Raw genomic sequence first — 13720 nt, forward strand, 5'->3', positions numbered from 1 at the left:
CTCAGCCTACCTCGATCCGTGGGTCGAGCCAGGCCTGCAGCAGGTCGACCAGCATATTGACCAGGATGACCAGCAATGCCGAGAGCAGCAGGATGCCAAGCACCACGGTGAAGTCGCGCTTCAGGACGGCGTCGTAGGCGAGCCGGCCAATGCCGGGCCAGGCGAAGACCGTCTCCGCCACCACCGCGCCGCCGATCATCCCGCCGGCATGCACGCCCGCGACCGTGGTCAGCGGCAGCAGCGCATTGCGCAGTACGTGGCGCAGCAGCACGGTGCGGCGCGGCAAGCCCTTGGCGACCGCGGTACGGATGAAATCCTGCCGCGTTACCGCCAGCATCGAGGAACGCACCAGCCGCGCATAGATCGCCACGTAGAACAGTGCCAGGGTGGTGGCGGGCAGGATCAGGTAGCGCAGCCCGTCGAGCAGCGCCGCCGGCCCGGTCAGCCCGGCGCCGACCATCCCCGACCCACCACTCGGCAACCAGCCGAGGGTGACAGAGAAGACCACCACCAGCATCAGCCCGATCCAGAAGCCGGGGACCGAGTAGAACAGCAGCAGCAGGACCGAGAGCGCGCGGTCCGGCCAACTGCCGGCGACCGCGGCCATCAGCGCGCCAGCGGCGATGCCGACGAGCAGCGCCAGCGCCAAAGCCGTGCCCATCAGCAGCAGCGAGGCCGGCAGCCGCTGGCCGATCAGCTCCACCACAGGCATGTTGTACATCGGCGACTGCCCGAGGCTGAACTGCGCCAAGTTGCCGAGATAGCCGAGGAACTGCTCCAGCAGCGGCTGGTCCAGGCCGAAGCGGTCGCGCAGCGCCGCCATGGTTTCCTCGGTCGCCGAGCCGGCCTCGGCCGCGAAGGCTTCCGCCGCATCGCCCGGGGCCAGGCGCAGCAGGAAGAAGTCGATGACGATGACGGCCAGCACCGTCGGCAGCGCCTGCCACAACGTGCGCCGCAAGATGCGCAGCAGGCGCGGGGTCGTCGCCATGCTCAGTCTGCCAGGTTGGTCAGCGGACCGAGCCGCTCGGCCGGGATGTCGAGCAGCCGCGACAGCACCTCGCGGCGGAAATCGTCGTAGATCGGCACCGCCGCGATGATATCGGTGCCGAGATTGGCCGCCGAGCGCTCGTAGCGGGTGTTGAGGTAGGGGTTCAGCCGGCGCTGCACCTCCTCGTCCGCCGCCAGCAGCCGCTCCGCCGCCTCGACGCGGCCCTCGGGCGACAGGCCGCGGTAGTAGCCCAGCCACCAGTCCATCAGCCGCAGCCGATGCACCTCCTCATCGGGTGCCGCGCGCTCCTCGCCGAAGCTGCGGATCGGCGGGTCGTACAGCGTGGCGGTCAGTCGCTCATGCGCCAGGCGCGCCAGGATGTGCAGCTCGTAGTGCAACTCGAAGGCGAAGAAGCCGTATAGGTCGCGATAGGGCAGGTCCTCCAGCGCCGCCCAGTGGAGGGCCACGACCTCCTCGATCCGGCCGATCGGGTCGTGGCCCAGATGGTGGCGGGCATAGTCGCGGGCGAATTCAGCGTGGAATCCATCGTCGCCGATCTGCCGCGCCAGCACGTATTGCGCATCGAGCTGCGGGAACAGCGTCGCGCCGGCCTTGGTCGCCGCCTGGACGATGAAGCTGTCATGCCCTGCGGTCCATAGCCAGTGGTCGGCGATGCGGGCGAACTCCTCGGGCGTTTCCGCGGCCTGCCGCGACACGCTGCGCTCGCCGGCCAGGTGCGGCGCGTGGCGTTCGGCGACGTCGCGGAAGATCTCGGCTTCGATCGCGGCCGACCAGCGGTATGGCGCCAGGGTGGTCTGGAGTGTCTCGCTCATCATGCGTTCTCCGGGGCGGGGAAGCGCAGCCCGGCGCGTTCCAGCAGCGGCAGGATGCGCGTGCCGAAATGCTCGAGGTCGGGCTGGAAGTCGAAGAAGCTGACCTGGATGCCGTCGATCCCGGCCTCTTTCAGCCGGGCGATGTACCGGGCGACCTCGTCTGGCGTACCGATGATCTGGATATTGCCGCCGAGCGCCCGCTGCGCCGGGCCGTCACGCCCGGCGCGGCCGCGCCAGGCATGCGCATCGCTGTCGAAGCGGCCGAAGCCGGCCGGCGCCTCCGGATCGGCATGCGCGACGATGGCGTCGTGATAGGCGGCAGTCTCCGCCGTAGTGTCGCGGCTGACGATGATGGGGTTGATCAGCGTGCGGATCTCGCGGCCCTGCGCCCGCGCCGCGGCCTTCACCCGGGCGACATGCGCCGGCAGGGCATCGAGCGCACTCTCGATCTCGGACCCCGCGGGGCTGGTGATGAAGACGATGTCGGAATGGCGCGCGGCGAAGTCGATCCCGGCATCGGAGCCGGTGGCATTGACCAGGATCGGCCGGCCGAAGAGCGGCTTCGGGGTGACGAAGGCCTCCCGCAGCGACCAGCGGGCGCCCTCGTAGGACAGGTTCTCCTCGGCCGCCCAGAGCCGCTGGACGACGTCGACGAATTCCGCGGCAAGCTCATAGCGCCGGTCATGGTCGATGCGCGGCCAGCCGAAGGCCTCGTGCTCCACCGCGCGGTGGCCGGTGACGATGTTGACGCCGCTGCGGCCGCCCGAGATGTGGTCGAGCGTCGCGGTATACTTGGCGAAATGCAGCGGGTGCCACGGCCCGTAGAGCACATGCACGGTCGAGATCAGCAGGATCCGCCGCGTCACCGCCGCCAGCGCGCCGACGCTGATGAAGCTGTCGAGCGCGGTACCGTCCAGCACCCCGCCATAGCCGCCCTTGGGCAGCCATTGCGACAGGCCGAACACCAGGTCGAAGCCGAATTCCTCGGCGCGCTGGGTCAATGCGCGGTTGTAGTCGAAGGTCCAGGTGGTGCTGCGCGGCAGGCGCGAGGCGCTCCAGCCGCCCGCTTGGATCGGCAGGAACAGGCCGAGCAGCAGCGGTTGCTGCAGCGCGCGGGAGAGCGGACTGTCCGGGAAGCTCGAGGGGGAGCGCGGCAGGATGCCACCGGCCCGGTCAAGCACCGCTGACATAGCCGCCGCGTCCTGCCTCGGTCTGCTCCTGCCTACCCATGCCTCAGCTCCCTGCCTGTCGGGAGGCAGCATGCCGCTTGATTCACGTACCGTAAACGCTTATTCAAGTTATCACCGATAAGAAAACGTGTTTAATTCAGCCTGCCGCCGTGACGCGTCGTGAAACCGGCCGCGGCCGGCAGACGAGAATGGGAGCGACGATGCAAACCTCTCCATTGGTGTCCTGGCGCCGCCGCGCAACGCTGGGCCTCGGGCTCGGCCTGGTCCTGCCCTTCAGTGCGCTGCCGTCCGGCGCCTTGGCCGAGGCGCCGCGCCGCGGCGGCACACTTCGCATGCTGATCCAGCCGGAACCCGCCGCGCTCTGCACCATCGCCACCACGGCGGGGGCAGAGAATCGGGTCAGCCCCAAGGTGCATGAAGGGCTGCTGACCTACGATTTCGCGCTCAACCCGCTGCCGCAGCTCGCCACCGCATGGGAGGTCAGCGCCGATGCGTTGGAATACCGCTTCACGCTCCGCAGCGGCGTGCGGTGGCACGACGGCAAGCCTCTCACTGCGCGCGATGTCGCCACCTCCGTCGCCCTGCTGAAGGAGCATCATCCGCGCGGCCGCAGCACCTTCGCCAATGTCCGGGAGGTGCGGACGCCGGACCCGCTGACCGCCATCATCGTGCTGTCGCGTCCGGCGCCCTACCTGATCTATGCCCTGGCGGCCTCCGAATCACCGATCGTTGCCGACCATCTCTATGGCGAAGGCAATCCGGTGACCAACCCGGCGCAGCTGCGGCCGATCGGCACCGGGCCCTTCCGCTTCCGCGAATGGCGCAAGGGCGACTATATCCTGTACGACCGCAACCCGGACTACTGGGATCAGCCGAAGCCCTATCTCGACCAGCTGCTGCTGAAGGTGCTGCCGGATGCCTCGGCCCGCGCCGCCGCGCTAGAAACCGGGGAGCTGGATATCGGCCCCGATACGCCGGTGCCGTTTTCCGACATCGCCCGACTGAAGGCGCTGCCGCAGCTCGATATCGATACCCGCGGCTACGACTACACCGGCGGTCAGAGTCAGCTGGAGTTCAACCTCGACAACCCGATTCTGAAGAATGTCACGGTGCGTCAGGCCATCGCCCATGCGATCGACCGGCGGGTGATCCTGAATACCATACGCTTCGGCTATGGCGCCATCTCGCCCACGCCGATACCGCCGAACCAGCGCTTCCACGCCGCGGTGCCGACCTTCCCCTTCGACCCGAAGCGGGCGGAGGCGCTGCTCGATGAGGCCGGTTATCGGCGCGGCCAGGGCGGTATCCGCTTCACCCTGACGCATGACTACAACCCCTTTCACCCCTCGACCCAGCAGATGGCGGCCTATGTGCGGCAGGCGCTGGCCCGCATCGGCATCTCGGTCAGCCTGCGCAGCCAGGATTTCGCCGCCTTCGTCCGCCGCATCTATACCGACCGCGACTACGACATGGCGATCAACCTCTACAGCGCCATGTTCGACCCGACGGTCGGCCTCCAACGTGCCTACTGGTCGAAGAACATCAAGCGCGGCCTGCCCTTCTCCAATGGCTCCGGCTATGCGAACCCGGAGGTGGACCGGCTGCTGGAAGCCGCTGCGGTGGAGCCGGATCCTGCGAAACGCTACGCCTTGTTCCGCGAATTCCAGGAAATCGTCGGCCGGGAGGTCCCCATGGTGACGCTCGTGACACATGATCAGGTGACGATTTTCAATCGTCGCGTGCGCGATCATACGGTGGACGGGCTGGGACTGAACGGCAACCTTGCCGGCGTCTGGCTGGCGACCTGAACCGATGGCATCGGAAATCCGCTTCAATGCCTTCGCCATGAACACGCCCGGGCACCTCTCGCCCGGGCAATGGACCCATCCGCGCGACCGGAGCGCCGACTACAACAAGCTGCGTACCTGGACCGACCTGGCGCAGATCCTCGAAGCCGGGCTGTTCGACGGGCTATTCGTCGCCGACGTGGTCGGCGTCTACGACGTCTATGGCGGCGGCCCGGCGGCGGCGCTGCGGCATGCGGCACAGGTGCCGATCAACGACCCGATGCTGCTGGTCTCCGCCATGGCGCATGTGACGCGGCACCTCGGCTTCGGCATCACCAGCACCCTGACCTGGGAATCGCCCTACCTGCTGGCACGGCGCTACAGCACCCTGGATCACCTGACCGAAGGGCGGGTCGGCTGGAACATCGTCACCGGCTATCTCGACAGCGGCGCCCGGGCGCATGGCCTCGACCGGCTGATCGCGCATGATACGCGCTACGGCATCGCCGAGGAGTACATGGCGGTGGTCTACAAGCTCTGGGAAGGCAGTTGGGAGGAAGGCGCCGCGGTCCGCGACCGCGCGCAGGCCATCTTCACCGACCCCGCGAAGGTTCATGCCGTACGGCATGCGGGGCCGAATTTCAGGGTGGACGCCATCCATCTCTGCGAGCCTTCGCCGCAGCGCACGCCGCTGCTCTACCAGGCCGGCACGTCCGATGCCGGCCGCGCCTTCGCCGGCCGGCATGCCGAATGCGTCTTCGTCAGCGGCCCCTCCGCCGCCGTCATCGCCCGCCGGGTGCGGGACCTGCGGGAGGCCGCCGCGGCGGCAGGACGCGACCCGGCCGAGATCCTCATCTTCAGCCTGCTGACATTGATGGTGGGCGAGACCCGGGCCGCGGCCGAGGACCGGCACGCGGAATGCCTCCGGCATGCCAGCCCCGGCGGCGCGCTGGCGCTGATGGCCGGTTGGACCGGGCTCGACCTCTCGACCTATGGGCTGGACGAGGAGATCCGCCACATCGAGAACGATGCCAACCGCTCCGCGCTGGAGAATATCACCCGCGCCGACCCGATCCGGATCTGGACCGTGCGGGACGTGGCCGAGCGCGTCTCGATCGGCGGCATCGCCCCGGTGATCGTCGGCGACGCGCGGCAGGTGGCGGATGCGGTGGAGGACTGGGTGGACCAGACCGGCGTCGACGGGCTGAACCTCGCCTATGCCGTGCTGCCGGAGACCTTCGAGGATATCGCGCGGCACCTGGTGCCGGAGTTGCAGCGCCGCGGCCGCTACAAGCGGACATACCGGCCGGGCACGCTGCGCGACAAGCTGTTTGGCCGGCCGCGGCTGGCGGGCTGGCATCCGGCCGCGGCGCATCGCCCGGGAGCGGCGCCGCAAGGATGAACGCGCCGATGGCTGACTTGCTGGCAGCACAGGTGACATCGGCGGTGCCGCCGGGCCATAACCCCGGCCCCATGCCCGACCGCCCCGATCCCCCCGCCATCCGCCTCGCCGGGCTCCGAAAGCGCTTCGCTGCCGGCGGCGCAGTGGCGCTGGACGATGTCTCCCTCGAACTCCGCACCGGGGAGATCTTCGGCATCGTCGGCCGCTCCGGCGCCGGCAAATCGACGCTGATCCGCACGGTGAACCTGCTGGAACGGCCGGATGCCGGCAGTATCACGGTGATGGGCCAGGACCTGCTGGCGCTGGACGAGGCCGGGCTGCGCGCCGCCCGCCGCGGCATCGGCATGATGTTCCAGCATTTCAACCTGCACCACCGCCGGACGATGGCGGAGAACATCGCCTTCCCGCTGGAGGTCGCCGGCCTGCCCAGCGCCGCGCGCGGGTGGCGGAACTGCTGCCGCTGGTCGGGCTGGAGGCAAAGCGGGATGCCTTTCCGGCGCAGCTCTCGGGCGGGCAGAAGCAGCGCGTCGGCATCGCCCGCGCCTTGGCCTCCGCCCCCGCCTTGCTGCTCTGCGACGAGGCGACCAGCGCGCTCGACCCCGAGACCACGGCGGAGATCCTGGCGCTGATCCGTCGCCTGCGCGACCAGCTCGACCTTACCGTGCTGCTGATCACGCATGAGATGGGCGTGGTGAAGGCGATCTGCGACCGGGTGGCGGTGATGGAGGCCGGGCGGATAATCGAGCAGGGCCGGGTCTTCGAGGTCTTCACCCGGCCGGCCCAGCCCACCACGCGCCGCTTCGTCGCCGAGGTGATCGGCCATGGCGTGCCGCCCGGCACCCTGGCGCGGTTGCCGCAGCCGGGCCCAGGGCAGCAGCGCCGGCTGGCCCAGGTGCTCTTCCTCGGCCCGCACAGCACCCGGCCGGCGATCAGCGAGGCGAGCCGCGACTTCGGCATCGACATCAACATCGTCTCTGGCCGGGTGGACGAGATCGCCGGCGAACCCTTCGGCGTCATGGCGCTGGCGGTCAATGGCCCGGCGGCGGCGATCGACGCCGCCTTCGGCTGGATGCGCGGGCTTGGCCTGCTGGTCGAGGAGGATGTCGCATGGGCTGGCTGACGCCCACGATGCAGGACCTGCTGTTGGAGGCCTTCTGGGAGACGCTGGTCATGGTCGGCGCCAGCGCCGCCATCGCGGTGGCCTGCGGCCTGCCGCTGGCGCTGCTGCTGCAGGTCACCGGCCCGGGCGGGTTGCGGCCGATGCCCTGGCTGCAGCGGCCGCTCGGCCTGCTGGTCAATGCCCTGCGCTCGACGCCCTTCATCATCCTGATGGTCGCCATTGTGCCCTTCACCCGGCTGGTCGCCGGCACCTCGATCGGCACCGGCGCGGCCATCGTGCCGCTGGCGCTGGCCGCCACCGCCTTCCTCGCACGGTTGTTCGAGAATGCGCTGCGCGAGGTGGATGCCGGGGTGGTGGAGGCGGCCCGCGCCATGGGCGCCTCGCGCTGGCAGATCGTCACCAAGGTGCTGGTGCCGGAGGCGCTGCCGGGGCTGATCGCCGCGGTCACCGTCGCGCTCGTGTCGCTGGTCGGCTTCTCCGCCATGGCTGGCGCCATCGGCGGCGGCGGGCTTGGCGATCTCGGCATCCGGTTCGGCTACCAGCGCTTCATGCCGGAGGTGATGGCGACCGTCGTGTTGGTGCTCATCATCCTGGTGCAGGGCCTGCAATCCCTTGGGGGATTGGTTGGTCCGCCGCCTGTCCCACCGCTGAAGGAAGCTCGCGATGCTCCGCCGCCGACCGCTGCTGCTCGCCGCTCTCGCCATCCCCGCCCTGGCCCGGGCGCAGGAGGTGGGCAGCACGCACGCCCCCTGCGCATCGGCGTGACCGCCGGCCCGCATGCCCAGGTGATGGAGAAGGTCCGTGAGATCGCCGCGCGCGACGGGTTGGTGCTGCGGATCACGGAGTTCCAGGACTATATCCAGCCCAACGCGGCGCTCGCCGCCGGCGACCTGGATGCCAACAGCTACCAGCACCAGCCCTTCCTCGACCAGCAGGTGCGCGACCGCAACCTGCCGCTGGTGGCGGTGGGCAAGACGCTGATCTTCCCGCTCGGCGTCTATTCGCGCCGCCATCGCGCGTTGGCGGACCTGCCGGCAGGGGGCCGCATTGCCATCCCGAACGACCCCACCAATGGCGGCCGGGCCTTGGTGTTGCTGGCGGCCCATGGTGCCTTCGAATTGCGCGCGGGCAGCGACTTCCGCGCGACGGTCGCCGACATCACCGTCAATCCGCGACGCCTCCGCATCCTCGAATTGGATGCGGCGCAACCGCCGCGGGCGCTGGACGAGGTGGAGGCGGCCACCATCAACTCCAACTATGCCTTCCAGGCCGGGCTGAACCCGGTGCGCGATTCCATCGCGCTGGAGAACGCCGACAGCCCCTATGCCAACCTGATCGCCGTGCGCCGGCAGGACCGGGACGCAGCCTGGGTGGCGCGCCTGGTCGCGGCATACCAGACGCCGGAGATCAGGGAATTCGCCGCCACCACCTTCCAGGGCGCCGTGGTGCCCGCCTTCTGAGGACAAGCCTGATGCTGCGTCGTTCCCTGCTCACCCTGCCGGCGCTGCTGCCCGGCCTCGCCGCGGCCCAGCCGGCGACCTTTGGCACCGCAGCCCGGCCGCTCCGCGTCGGCGTCACCCAGGGTGTCCATGCCCAGACCTTCGAGGTCGTGCAGCGGGTGCTGGCGCAGGACGGCTTCGTCACCCGCGCCGTCGAATTCGGCGATTTCATCCAGCCGAATGCGGCGCTGGCGGCCGGCGATCTCGACGCCAATGCCTACCAACACTTGCCCTTTCTGGAGGCACAGCGGGCTCAGCGCGGCTATGACTTCGTCCCTATCGGCAAGACTGTGCTGACGCTGATGGGCGTCTTCTCCCGCAAGCACCGCAGCCTCGACGCGCTGCCGAGCGGCGCCCGCATCGCCATCCCGAACGACCCGACCAATGGCGGCCGCGCGCTGCTGCTGCTGGCCGAGAGTGGTGCCCTCCGCCTGCGGCCCGGCGCCGACCATCGGGCGACGGTGGCCGATATCGCCGAGAATCCGAAGCGGCTGCGCATCGTCGAGCTGGAAGCCGCCAGCGTCGTCCGCGCGCTGGAGGATGTGGACGCCGCCGCCATCACCGGCAATTTCGCCGTGCCCGCCGGGCTGAATCCGCTGCGCGACGCGCTGGCGCGGGAGACGGCGCAGAGCGTCTATACCGTGCTCGTCGTGGTTCGCCGGGCCGATGCCGAGCAGCCCTGGGCGCGCCGCCTGGCGGAGGGCTATCGCCATCCCGCGGTGCGCGAATTCGTCGAGACGACCTTCGGCGGTGCGGTCATCCCGGGCGCCTGACGGCGCCCGGGAGATCGCCGCTCACTCCGGGTGGAAGACCAGCGTCCGCAGCTCAATGCTCTCGCGCGGCGGGGCATCGGGCGGGGTCGTCGGGTCATCGAAGGCGGTATGCGCCACGAAGCGCGCGCGGCCATCCGTCTTGCTGTCGTAGCACTTGATCAGCAGCGCCTCGTCGGTCCGCAGCTGCGGCACGTAGTACCAACGGTGTTCCGGATTGTAACGGACATTGTAGGTCTCGCCGACCCGGTGCGGATAGACTAGGTCCGAGGGCACGTAGTCCGCGAAGGGGAAGCTGCGGGCATCAGCGAAGGCGAGCGGGTGGTCCACCGCCGGGTGATTGATCGGCCGCCACAGGTTGATGACCTGCACGCGGCCCTTCAGCAGCGTCTCGGCCTCATCGGGCAGCAGGTCGCGCACCCGCTGCGGACCGGACGTCTCGGTATGATCCACATGCACCCGCGTCGCCGGTTGGCGCGGGCCGTCGCGGTAATCCTCCTGGCCGGGGATGCGGTGGCGCAGCGTGTGGTCGAAGATGAAGACGCGGCTCGCGCCGGTGGCGCGTTTGATGAGCTCGATGCTCTCGGGATAGTAGATGTCGCGAATCTGCGCCTCGTCGCCGAAATCGGTCACCGCCGTCCGGTGCTCGATCAGCCCGAAGCCGGTGGTGTCGAGCCCGACCTCCCCGGCGATCCTCCGCGCATTATGGATGGTGACACGGTGCGGCTCCGGCCTGACCGTGCTGCGCGGCTCGCCGGGCGGCGGCTCGAAGGTATAGGTCCGCGGGCGGCCCGCGGTCGGTGCCAGGTAGTTCAGCTCCGCCACCACGTCGGGCAGGGTCGCCGGGCGTTCGAGTGTGATGCTCATGCTCGTTGCTCCTCCTCGGTTCAGGCCGCCAATGTCTGGCCCTTGATGGTCACCCGCGATCCGCTGCGGGTGTTCGGGAAGTAGTCCCACACGGCCAGGTGCTGCACCGCGCGGTTGTCCCAGAAGGCGACCGAGTTCGGCTGCCACTGGAAGCGCACCTGGAAATCCGGCCTCTCGGCATGGGCGTAGAGATAGGCGAGGATCGCGTCGCTCTCCTCCTCCGGCACCTCGTTGATCCGCACCGTGAAGCCGCGATTGACGTAGAGGCCGCGCCGGCCGCTGATCGGGTGGCGGATCACCACCGGATGCACCGCGCTGGGATGGACGCGCGCGCTGTCGTCGATGCCGAGCAGTCGGTTAGTGCGGCGGTAGGACCGCTCCCCCGAATGCGTCGCGGTCAGCCCTTCCAGATAGACCTTGATCTTAGGCGACAGCGCCTCATAAGCCGCCGCTAGGCTGGCGAAGAGCGTGTCGCCGCCGATCGGCGGGACGGTATGCAGATGCAGGATGCTGCCGAGCGGCGGCGCCTGGAAGCAGGAGACGTCGGAATGCCAGCGCTCCCCGGCGATGCGCCTGCTATTGGCATCGGCATGGATCGGCAGAATCTCCGGGTGGCCTTCCGGGCCCGGCGTGTTGGGATGGATGTCGAGCTCACCGAAGTAGCGGCCGAAGGCCTTCTGCGTGTCGTGCGTGAAGGGCTGGTCGCGGAAGAACAGCACGCCGAAATCGCCGAGCGCCCGGTGTAGTTCGTCCACCTGCGCGTTGCTCAGTGGCCGGGTGATGTCGATATCGCGCACCTCCGCGCCGACATGCGGCGTGATGCGGTGGATCGTCATGGCGTCGTAGGACATGGGTCTCAGGTCTCCCGCTTGGTTGTCTGGTCAGCCGGGTGTGGTCCGCCAGGGGGTCAGGCGCGCGGCCAGCAGCCGCATTGCGCCCCGGCGACCTCTGCCACGGCACGCGTGCCGCCCACTTGGTCGCCGATGCGGAGAAGGGGGCGCGGCTGCGCCAGGGTTGAGGGCGCCGCGGCGAGGCCAGTGGCCAGCAGGGCGAGCGATCGACGCCGCAGAGCGCGCATGGGTGAACTCCGATGTCCCCGGGGATTAAACCACTCTATATGATCGCTTAACAAGGCCTATAAGCGGTTTTAAATCGTCAATTCGTCGATCGTGGTAACCCAGGTCCTCTTTGTGCGACACGGCTTCTTGCTCCCGTCGTGGCAGCCTGAGCGCCGTGCACGATCAGGACGCGTCGGCAGCGTAGGGCGGTCGCAAGGAAAGTATGGCGCACAATCGATGAGAGACGGGACCGGTTAGCTAGTTTTTCACACTGCGCCTCGAGCGTGTGCCTGTGATCTGGATGCCGCAGCAGTAGCCGATCAGCAGCATGCGAATCATCAGTTCGGGATCGACTGAGGGGCGGAAGGGATGCGGGCCGAGGCGACCGGCGATTCCGGGCCTTGGCGACAGCAGGCGGTGCTGGGCCGCAGCCACTGGGACGCGGATGCCCTGCGCGACTTGGTGCGCACGGGCTGCGGCGGCCTGGGCGACGGCGACGTAGAGGTCCGGCACCGCCGCCAAGCGCAGCTCGGCGCAGAGCTCGCCAAGGCGCTCATGCTGCGTTCCGGTAATGGTGCCGCTCCCGGCATGCCAGGCGCGGCGAACAGCGCGTCGTAGAGGGCCAGCGGGTGCTGCAGCCCGGCGAGCGGCGGCCGAGCCGGTGACGGCGCCTCCGCGGCGCGGCGGGGCAGTTGGCCGTCATAGGGCGGCGGGATGGGGCCGAGCACCTGGCGCTCCGCCTCCAGCCGATCGGAAGGCACTTCGCCTGTCGTGGCATGCGCCCGCACATTCGCCACCTCGCGCAGCCAGCGGCCCACCGCCAGGTTCGCCGCCGCTTGGTCGACCACCATGCCCTCGGCGGCCATCCGATTGGCTAGCGGCACCCATAAGCCGCCCCGGAGGTAGCGGATGGCCAACACCCGGATCTCCAATGTCAGCTCTCCCCCAATCATCCGGGCCCCCATCGCGGTGACAGGGCACCCTAGAACCTGGGTCAGCTTTCAACCGGCGACCGGGTCAGTTTCACTCCGGTGGCTACACCGCCCGGTGCCGTGACGCACTGGACCGGCCGGGCGGTGGCCAAGGTGGTCGGCATCAGCTTGAGCGCGGTGCAGCGCATCTGGAAGGTTAACCGCCTGCAGCCGCACCGCCTGCGCACCTTCAAGCGCTCCAACCACCCCGCCTCCGCCAGCAAGGTCGAGGACATCGTCGGCCTGTAAAGCCTCATGGCTTCCAGCTCCGCCTCAACGGAGGGGGGACGAACACCTCCACGTCGGCCAGGATGTTCCAGCCGTCGCCGCGGCTGGGGCAGGGAACGCGACGGGCAGACGGCGACGGCAGATCAACGGGGCTCAAAATGCCAGCGTGCGACATCGGCCCAATATGATGGCGGTGTGTCGGCGCGGCCCAACGTATCGATTCCGCGCTGATCTTCCCGGTTATTTCGCGTTCTGACTCTCAGCTCTGACGCCAGAGAGGCCCGGCTGGCTCCGAGCTATCGTCGAGGCATTCCGACACGCCGCTGCCACAGGAGCCGAAGGAAGGCCGCGGCATAATACACAAGTCCGGCGCCGCCGAGCGCGCCCGCCACGCAAAGGATCGGGGTAGCGGCATTCAGCGCGGCGAGATCCACTCGGCCTCCAGGCTTCATAGTGTATCCTGTGTGAGGTTACTCCGGACGCTAGAACTTAGGAAGGTCATGCTTTCGAACGAAGCGTGCCCCTGATTTCAACCGGTTTTTCCCGCAAATCGGCAGAAGCGGACAATCGCGGGAAAATCGCTTTAAGGACAATGCGTTGCGATTGCAGTGGATTCTGACGTTCTCGGCGGCACACAGGCGGTGATCGAGGGTACCCGCGTCCCAGCCTGCGACGTCGCCTACGCATTCACAACCGGTACGCCCTGGTTGAGATCCTGACCAGTTACCCCGCAATCACAGCCGAACAGGTGGCTGAGGCGGTCGCCTGGGCAAAGGAAAACCCGTAGCGCAGTTCGACTTGGGTGTTGGGCGGCCACGGCAGGCTGCCCGCCGAACTACGCCAGCGCCCGATCCAGCAGCGCCTTTCCGGTGAAGCCTTCGTGCAGCATCGCCCGGTGCCAGCCGAGGTAGTTGCCGAGATACCGGGTCGCCACGCCACGGCAGCGCCCGTTCACCAGCGCTTTGATCTGGCCGTGATGCGCGTTCACCCGCCCAAGCCCGAGGCGA

At 68.8% G+C, this 13720-nt stretch carries 12 protein-coding genes and 3 pseudogenes; 7 read left to right on the plus strand and 8 right to left on the minus strand.

Going from position 1 to position 13720, the window contains the following annotated elements; all coding sequences use genetic code 11:
• Position 1 precedes the first annotated feature (1 nt).
• The 3 genes from Q7A36_RS31385 to Q7A36_RS31395 are packed head-to-tail and all read right to left on the minus strand — an operon-like array spanning position 2 to position 3011.
• Complete coding sequence (locus Q7A36_RS31385; RefSeq protein ID WP_305107737.1) at positions 2 to 988, minus strand: ABC transporter permease; 987 nt, start codon at positions 986 to 988, stop codon at positions 2 to 4.
• 2 nt (positions 989 to 990) lie between these two features.
• Entirely contained in the window at positions 991 to 1821 is an 831-nt protein-coding gene (locus Q7A36_RS31390; RefSeq protein ID WP_305107738.1) for a hypothetical protein, read from the minus strand.
• The gene (locus Q7A36_RS31395; RefSeq protein ID WP_305107739.1) at positions 1821 to 3011 is read right to left on the minus strand and encodes an LLM class flavin-dependent oxidoreductase; all 1191 of its coding nucleotides are present in this window, start codon (positions 3009 to 3011) and stop codon (positions 1821 to 1823) included. The genes Q7A36_RS31390 and Q7A36_RS31395 overlap by 1 nt, the downstream gene beginning before the upstream one ends.
• Positions 3012 to 3211: 200 nt before the next feature.
• Between Q7A36_RS31395 and Q7A36_RS31400 the strand changes: the two genes are divergently transcribed.
• The 6 genes and pseudogenes from Q7A36_RS31400 (at position 3212) to Q7A36_RS31425 (ending at position 9592) form a co-directional block, all read left to right on the plus strand.
• Entirely contained in the window at positions 3212 to 4819 is a 1608-nt protein-coding gene (locus Q7A36_RS31400) for an ABC transporter substrate-binding protein (RefSeq protein ID WP_305107740.1), read from the plus strand.
• 4 nt (positions 4820 to 4823) lie between these two features.
• A complete protein-coding gene (locus Q7A36_RS31405) occupies positions 4824 to 6200 on the plus strand; it encodes an LLM class flavin-dependent oxidoreductase (RefSeq protein ID WP_305107741.1) in 1377 nt (458 codons plus the stop codon).
• A 71-nt stretch (positions 6201 to 6271) separates the two neighbouring features.
• Positions 6272 to 6729 (plus strand): annotated as a pseudogene (locus Q7A36_RS42115) (ATP-binding cassette domain-containing protein); the annotation flags it as partial.
• A gap of 192 nt (positions 6730 to 6921) precedes the next feature.
• A complete protein-coding gene (locus Q7A36_RS42120; protein WP_305107748.1) occupies positions 6922 to 7320 on the plus strand; it encodes an NIL domain-containing protein in 399 nt (132 codons plus the stop codon).
• A complete protein-coding gene (locus Q7A36_RS31420) occupies positions 7308 to 8780 on the plus strand; it encodes a MetQ/NlpA family ABC transporter substrate-binding protein (RefSeq protein ID WP_305107742.1) in 1473 nt (490 codons plus the stop codon). The genes Q7A36_RS42120 and Q7A36_RS31420 overlap by 13 nt, the downstream gene beginning before the upstream one ends.
• 11 nt (positions 8781 to 8791) lie before the next feature.
• On the plus strand, positions 8792 to 9592 hold the full coding sequence (locus Q7A36_RS31425) for a MetQ/NlpA family ABC transporter substrate-binding protein (RefSeq protein ID WP_305107743.1): 801 nt from the start codon (positions 8792 to 8794) through the stop codon (positions 9590 to 9592).
• A gap of 21 nt (positions 9593 to 9613) precedes the next feature.
• On the opposite strand, the gene Q7A36_RS31430 is transcribed toward Q7A36_RS31425, so the two are convergent.
• The 4 genes from Q7A36_RS31430 to Q7A36_RS31445 form a co-directional block, all read right to left on the minus strand.
• The gene (locus Q7A36_RS31430) at positions 9614 to 10456 is read right to left on the minus strand and encodes a CmcJ/NvfI family oxidoreductase (protein WP_305107744.1); all 843 of its coding nucleotides are present in this window, start codon (positions 10454 to 10456) and stop codon (positions 9614 to 9616) included.
• A gap of 20 nt (positions 10457 to 10476) precedes the next feature.
• Positions 10477 to 11307 carry a TauD/TfdA dioxygenase family protein gene (locus Q7A36_RS31435; protein WP_305107745.1) on the minus strand — a complete coding sequence of 277 codons (831 nt, stop codon included), beginning with the start codon at positions 11305 to 11307 and terminating at the stop codon, positions 10477 to 10479.
• A 56-nt stretch (positions 11308 to 11363) separates the two neighbouring features.
• Entirely contained in the window at positions 11364 to 11534 is a 171-nt protein-coding gene (locus tag Q7A36_RS31440; protein WP_305107746.1) for a hypothetical protein, read from the minus strand.
• Between the two features lie 318 nt (positions 11535 to 11852).
• Positions 11853 to 12446, minus strand: coding sequence for a hypothetical protein (locus Q7A36_RS31445; protein ID WP_305107749.1), 594 nt, complete (start codon positions 12444 to 12446; stop codon positions 11853 to 11855).
• A gap of 108 nt (positions 12447 to 12554) precedes the next feature.
• Here Q7A36_RS31445 and Q7A36_RS31450 point away from each other — a divergent pair.
• A pseudogene (locus Q7A36_RS31450) lies at positions 12555 to 12731 on the plus strand (IS630 family transposase); the annotation flags it as partial.
• Between the two features lie 874 nt (positions 12732 to 13605).
• On the opposite strand, the pseudogene Q7A36_RS31455 reads toward Q7A36_RS31450, so the two are convergent.
• A pseudogene (locus Q7A36_RS31455) lies at positions 13606 to 13720 on the minus strand (IS1595 family transposase); the annotation flags it as partial.

The organism is Paracraurococcus lichenis (assembly GCF_030657435.1).
Lineage (GTDB): Bacteria > Pseudomonadota > Alphaproteobacteria > Acetobacterales > Acetobacteraceae > Paracraurococcus > Paracraurococcus lichenis.

Bases quoted from the DNA above. Each gene is read 5' to 3' on its own strand.
- Q7A36_RS31385 (WP_305107737.1), bottom strand. From the start codon at position 988: ATGGCGACGACCCCGCGCCTGCTGCGCATCTTGCGGCGCACGTTGTGG.
- Q7A36_RS31390 (WP_305107738.1), bottom strand. From the start codon at position 1,821: ATGAGCGAGACACTCCAGACCACCCTGGCGCCATACCGCTGGTCGGCC.
- Q7A36_RS31395 (WP_305107739.1), bottom strand. From the start codon at position 3,011: ATGTCAGCGGTGCTTGACCGGGCCGGTGGCATCCTGCCGCGCTCCCCC.
- Q7A36_RS31400 (WP_305107740.1), top strand. From the start codon at position 3,212: ATGCAAACCTCTCCATTGGTGTCCTGGCGCCGCCGCGCAACGCTGGGC.
- Q7A36_RS31405 (WP_305107741.1), top strand. From the start codon at position 4,824: ATGGCATCGGAAATCCGCTTCAATGCCTTCGCCATGAACACGCCCGGG.
- Q7A36_RS42120 (WP_305107748.1), top strand. From the start codon at position 6,922: ATGGAGGCCGGGCGGATAATCGAGCAGGGCCGGGTCTTCGAGGTCTTC.
- Q7A36_RS31420 (WP_305107742.1), top strand. From the start codon at position 7,308: ATGGGCTGGCTGACGCCCACGATGCAGGACCTGCTGTTGGAGGCCTTC.
- Q7A36_RS31425 (WP_305107743.1), top strand. From the start codon at position 8,792: ATGCTGCGTCGTTCCCTGCTCACCCTGCCGGCGCTGCTGCCCGGCCTC.
- Q7A36_RS31430 (WP_305107744.1), bottom strand. From the start codon at position 10,456: ATGAGCATCACACTCGAACGCCCGGCGACCCTGCCCGACGTGGTGGCG.
- Q7A36_RS31435 (WP_305107745.1), bottom strand. From the start codon at position 11,307: ATGTCCTACGACGCCATGACGATCCACCGCATCACGCCGCATGTCGGC.
- Q7A36_RS31440 (WP_305107746.1), bottom strand. From the start codon at position 11,534: ATGCGCGCTCTGCGGCGTCGATCGCTCGCCCTGCTGGCCACTGGCCTC.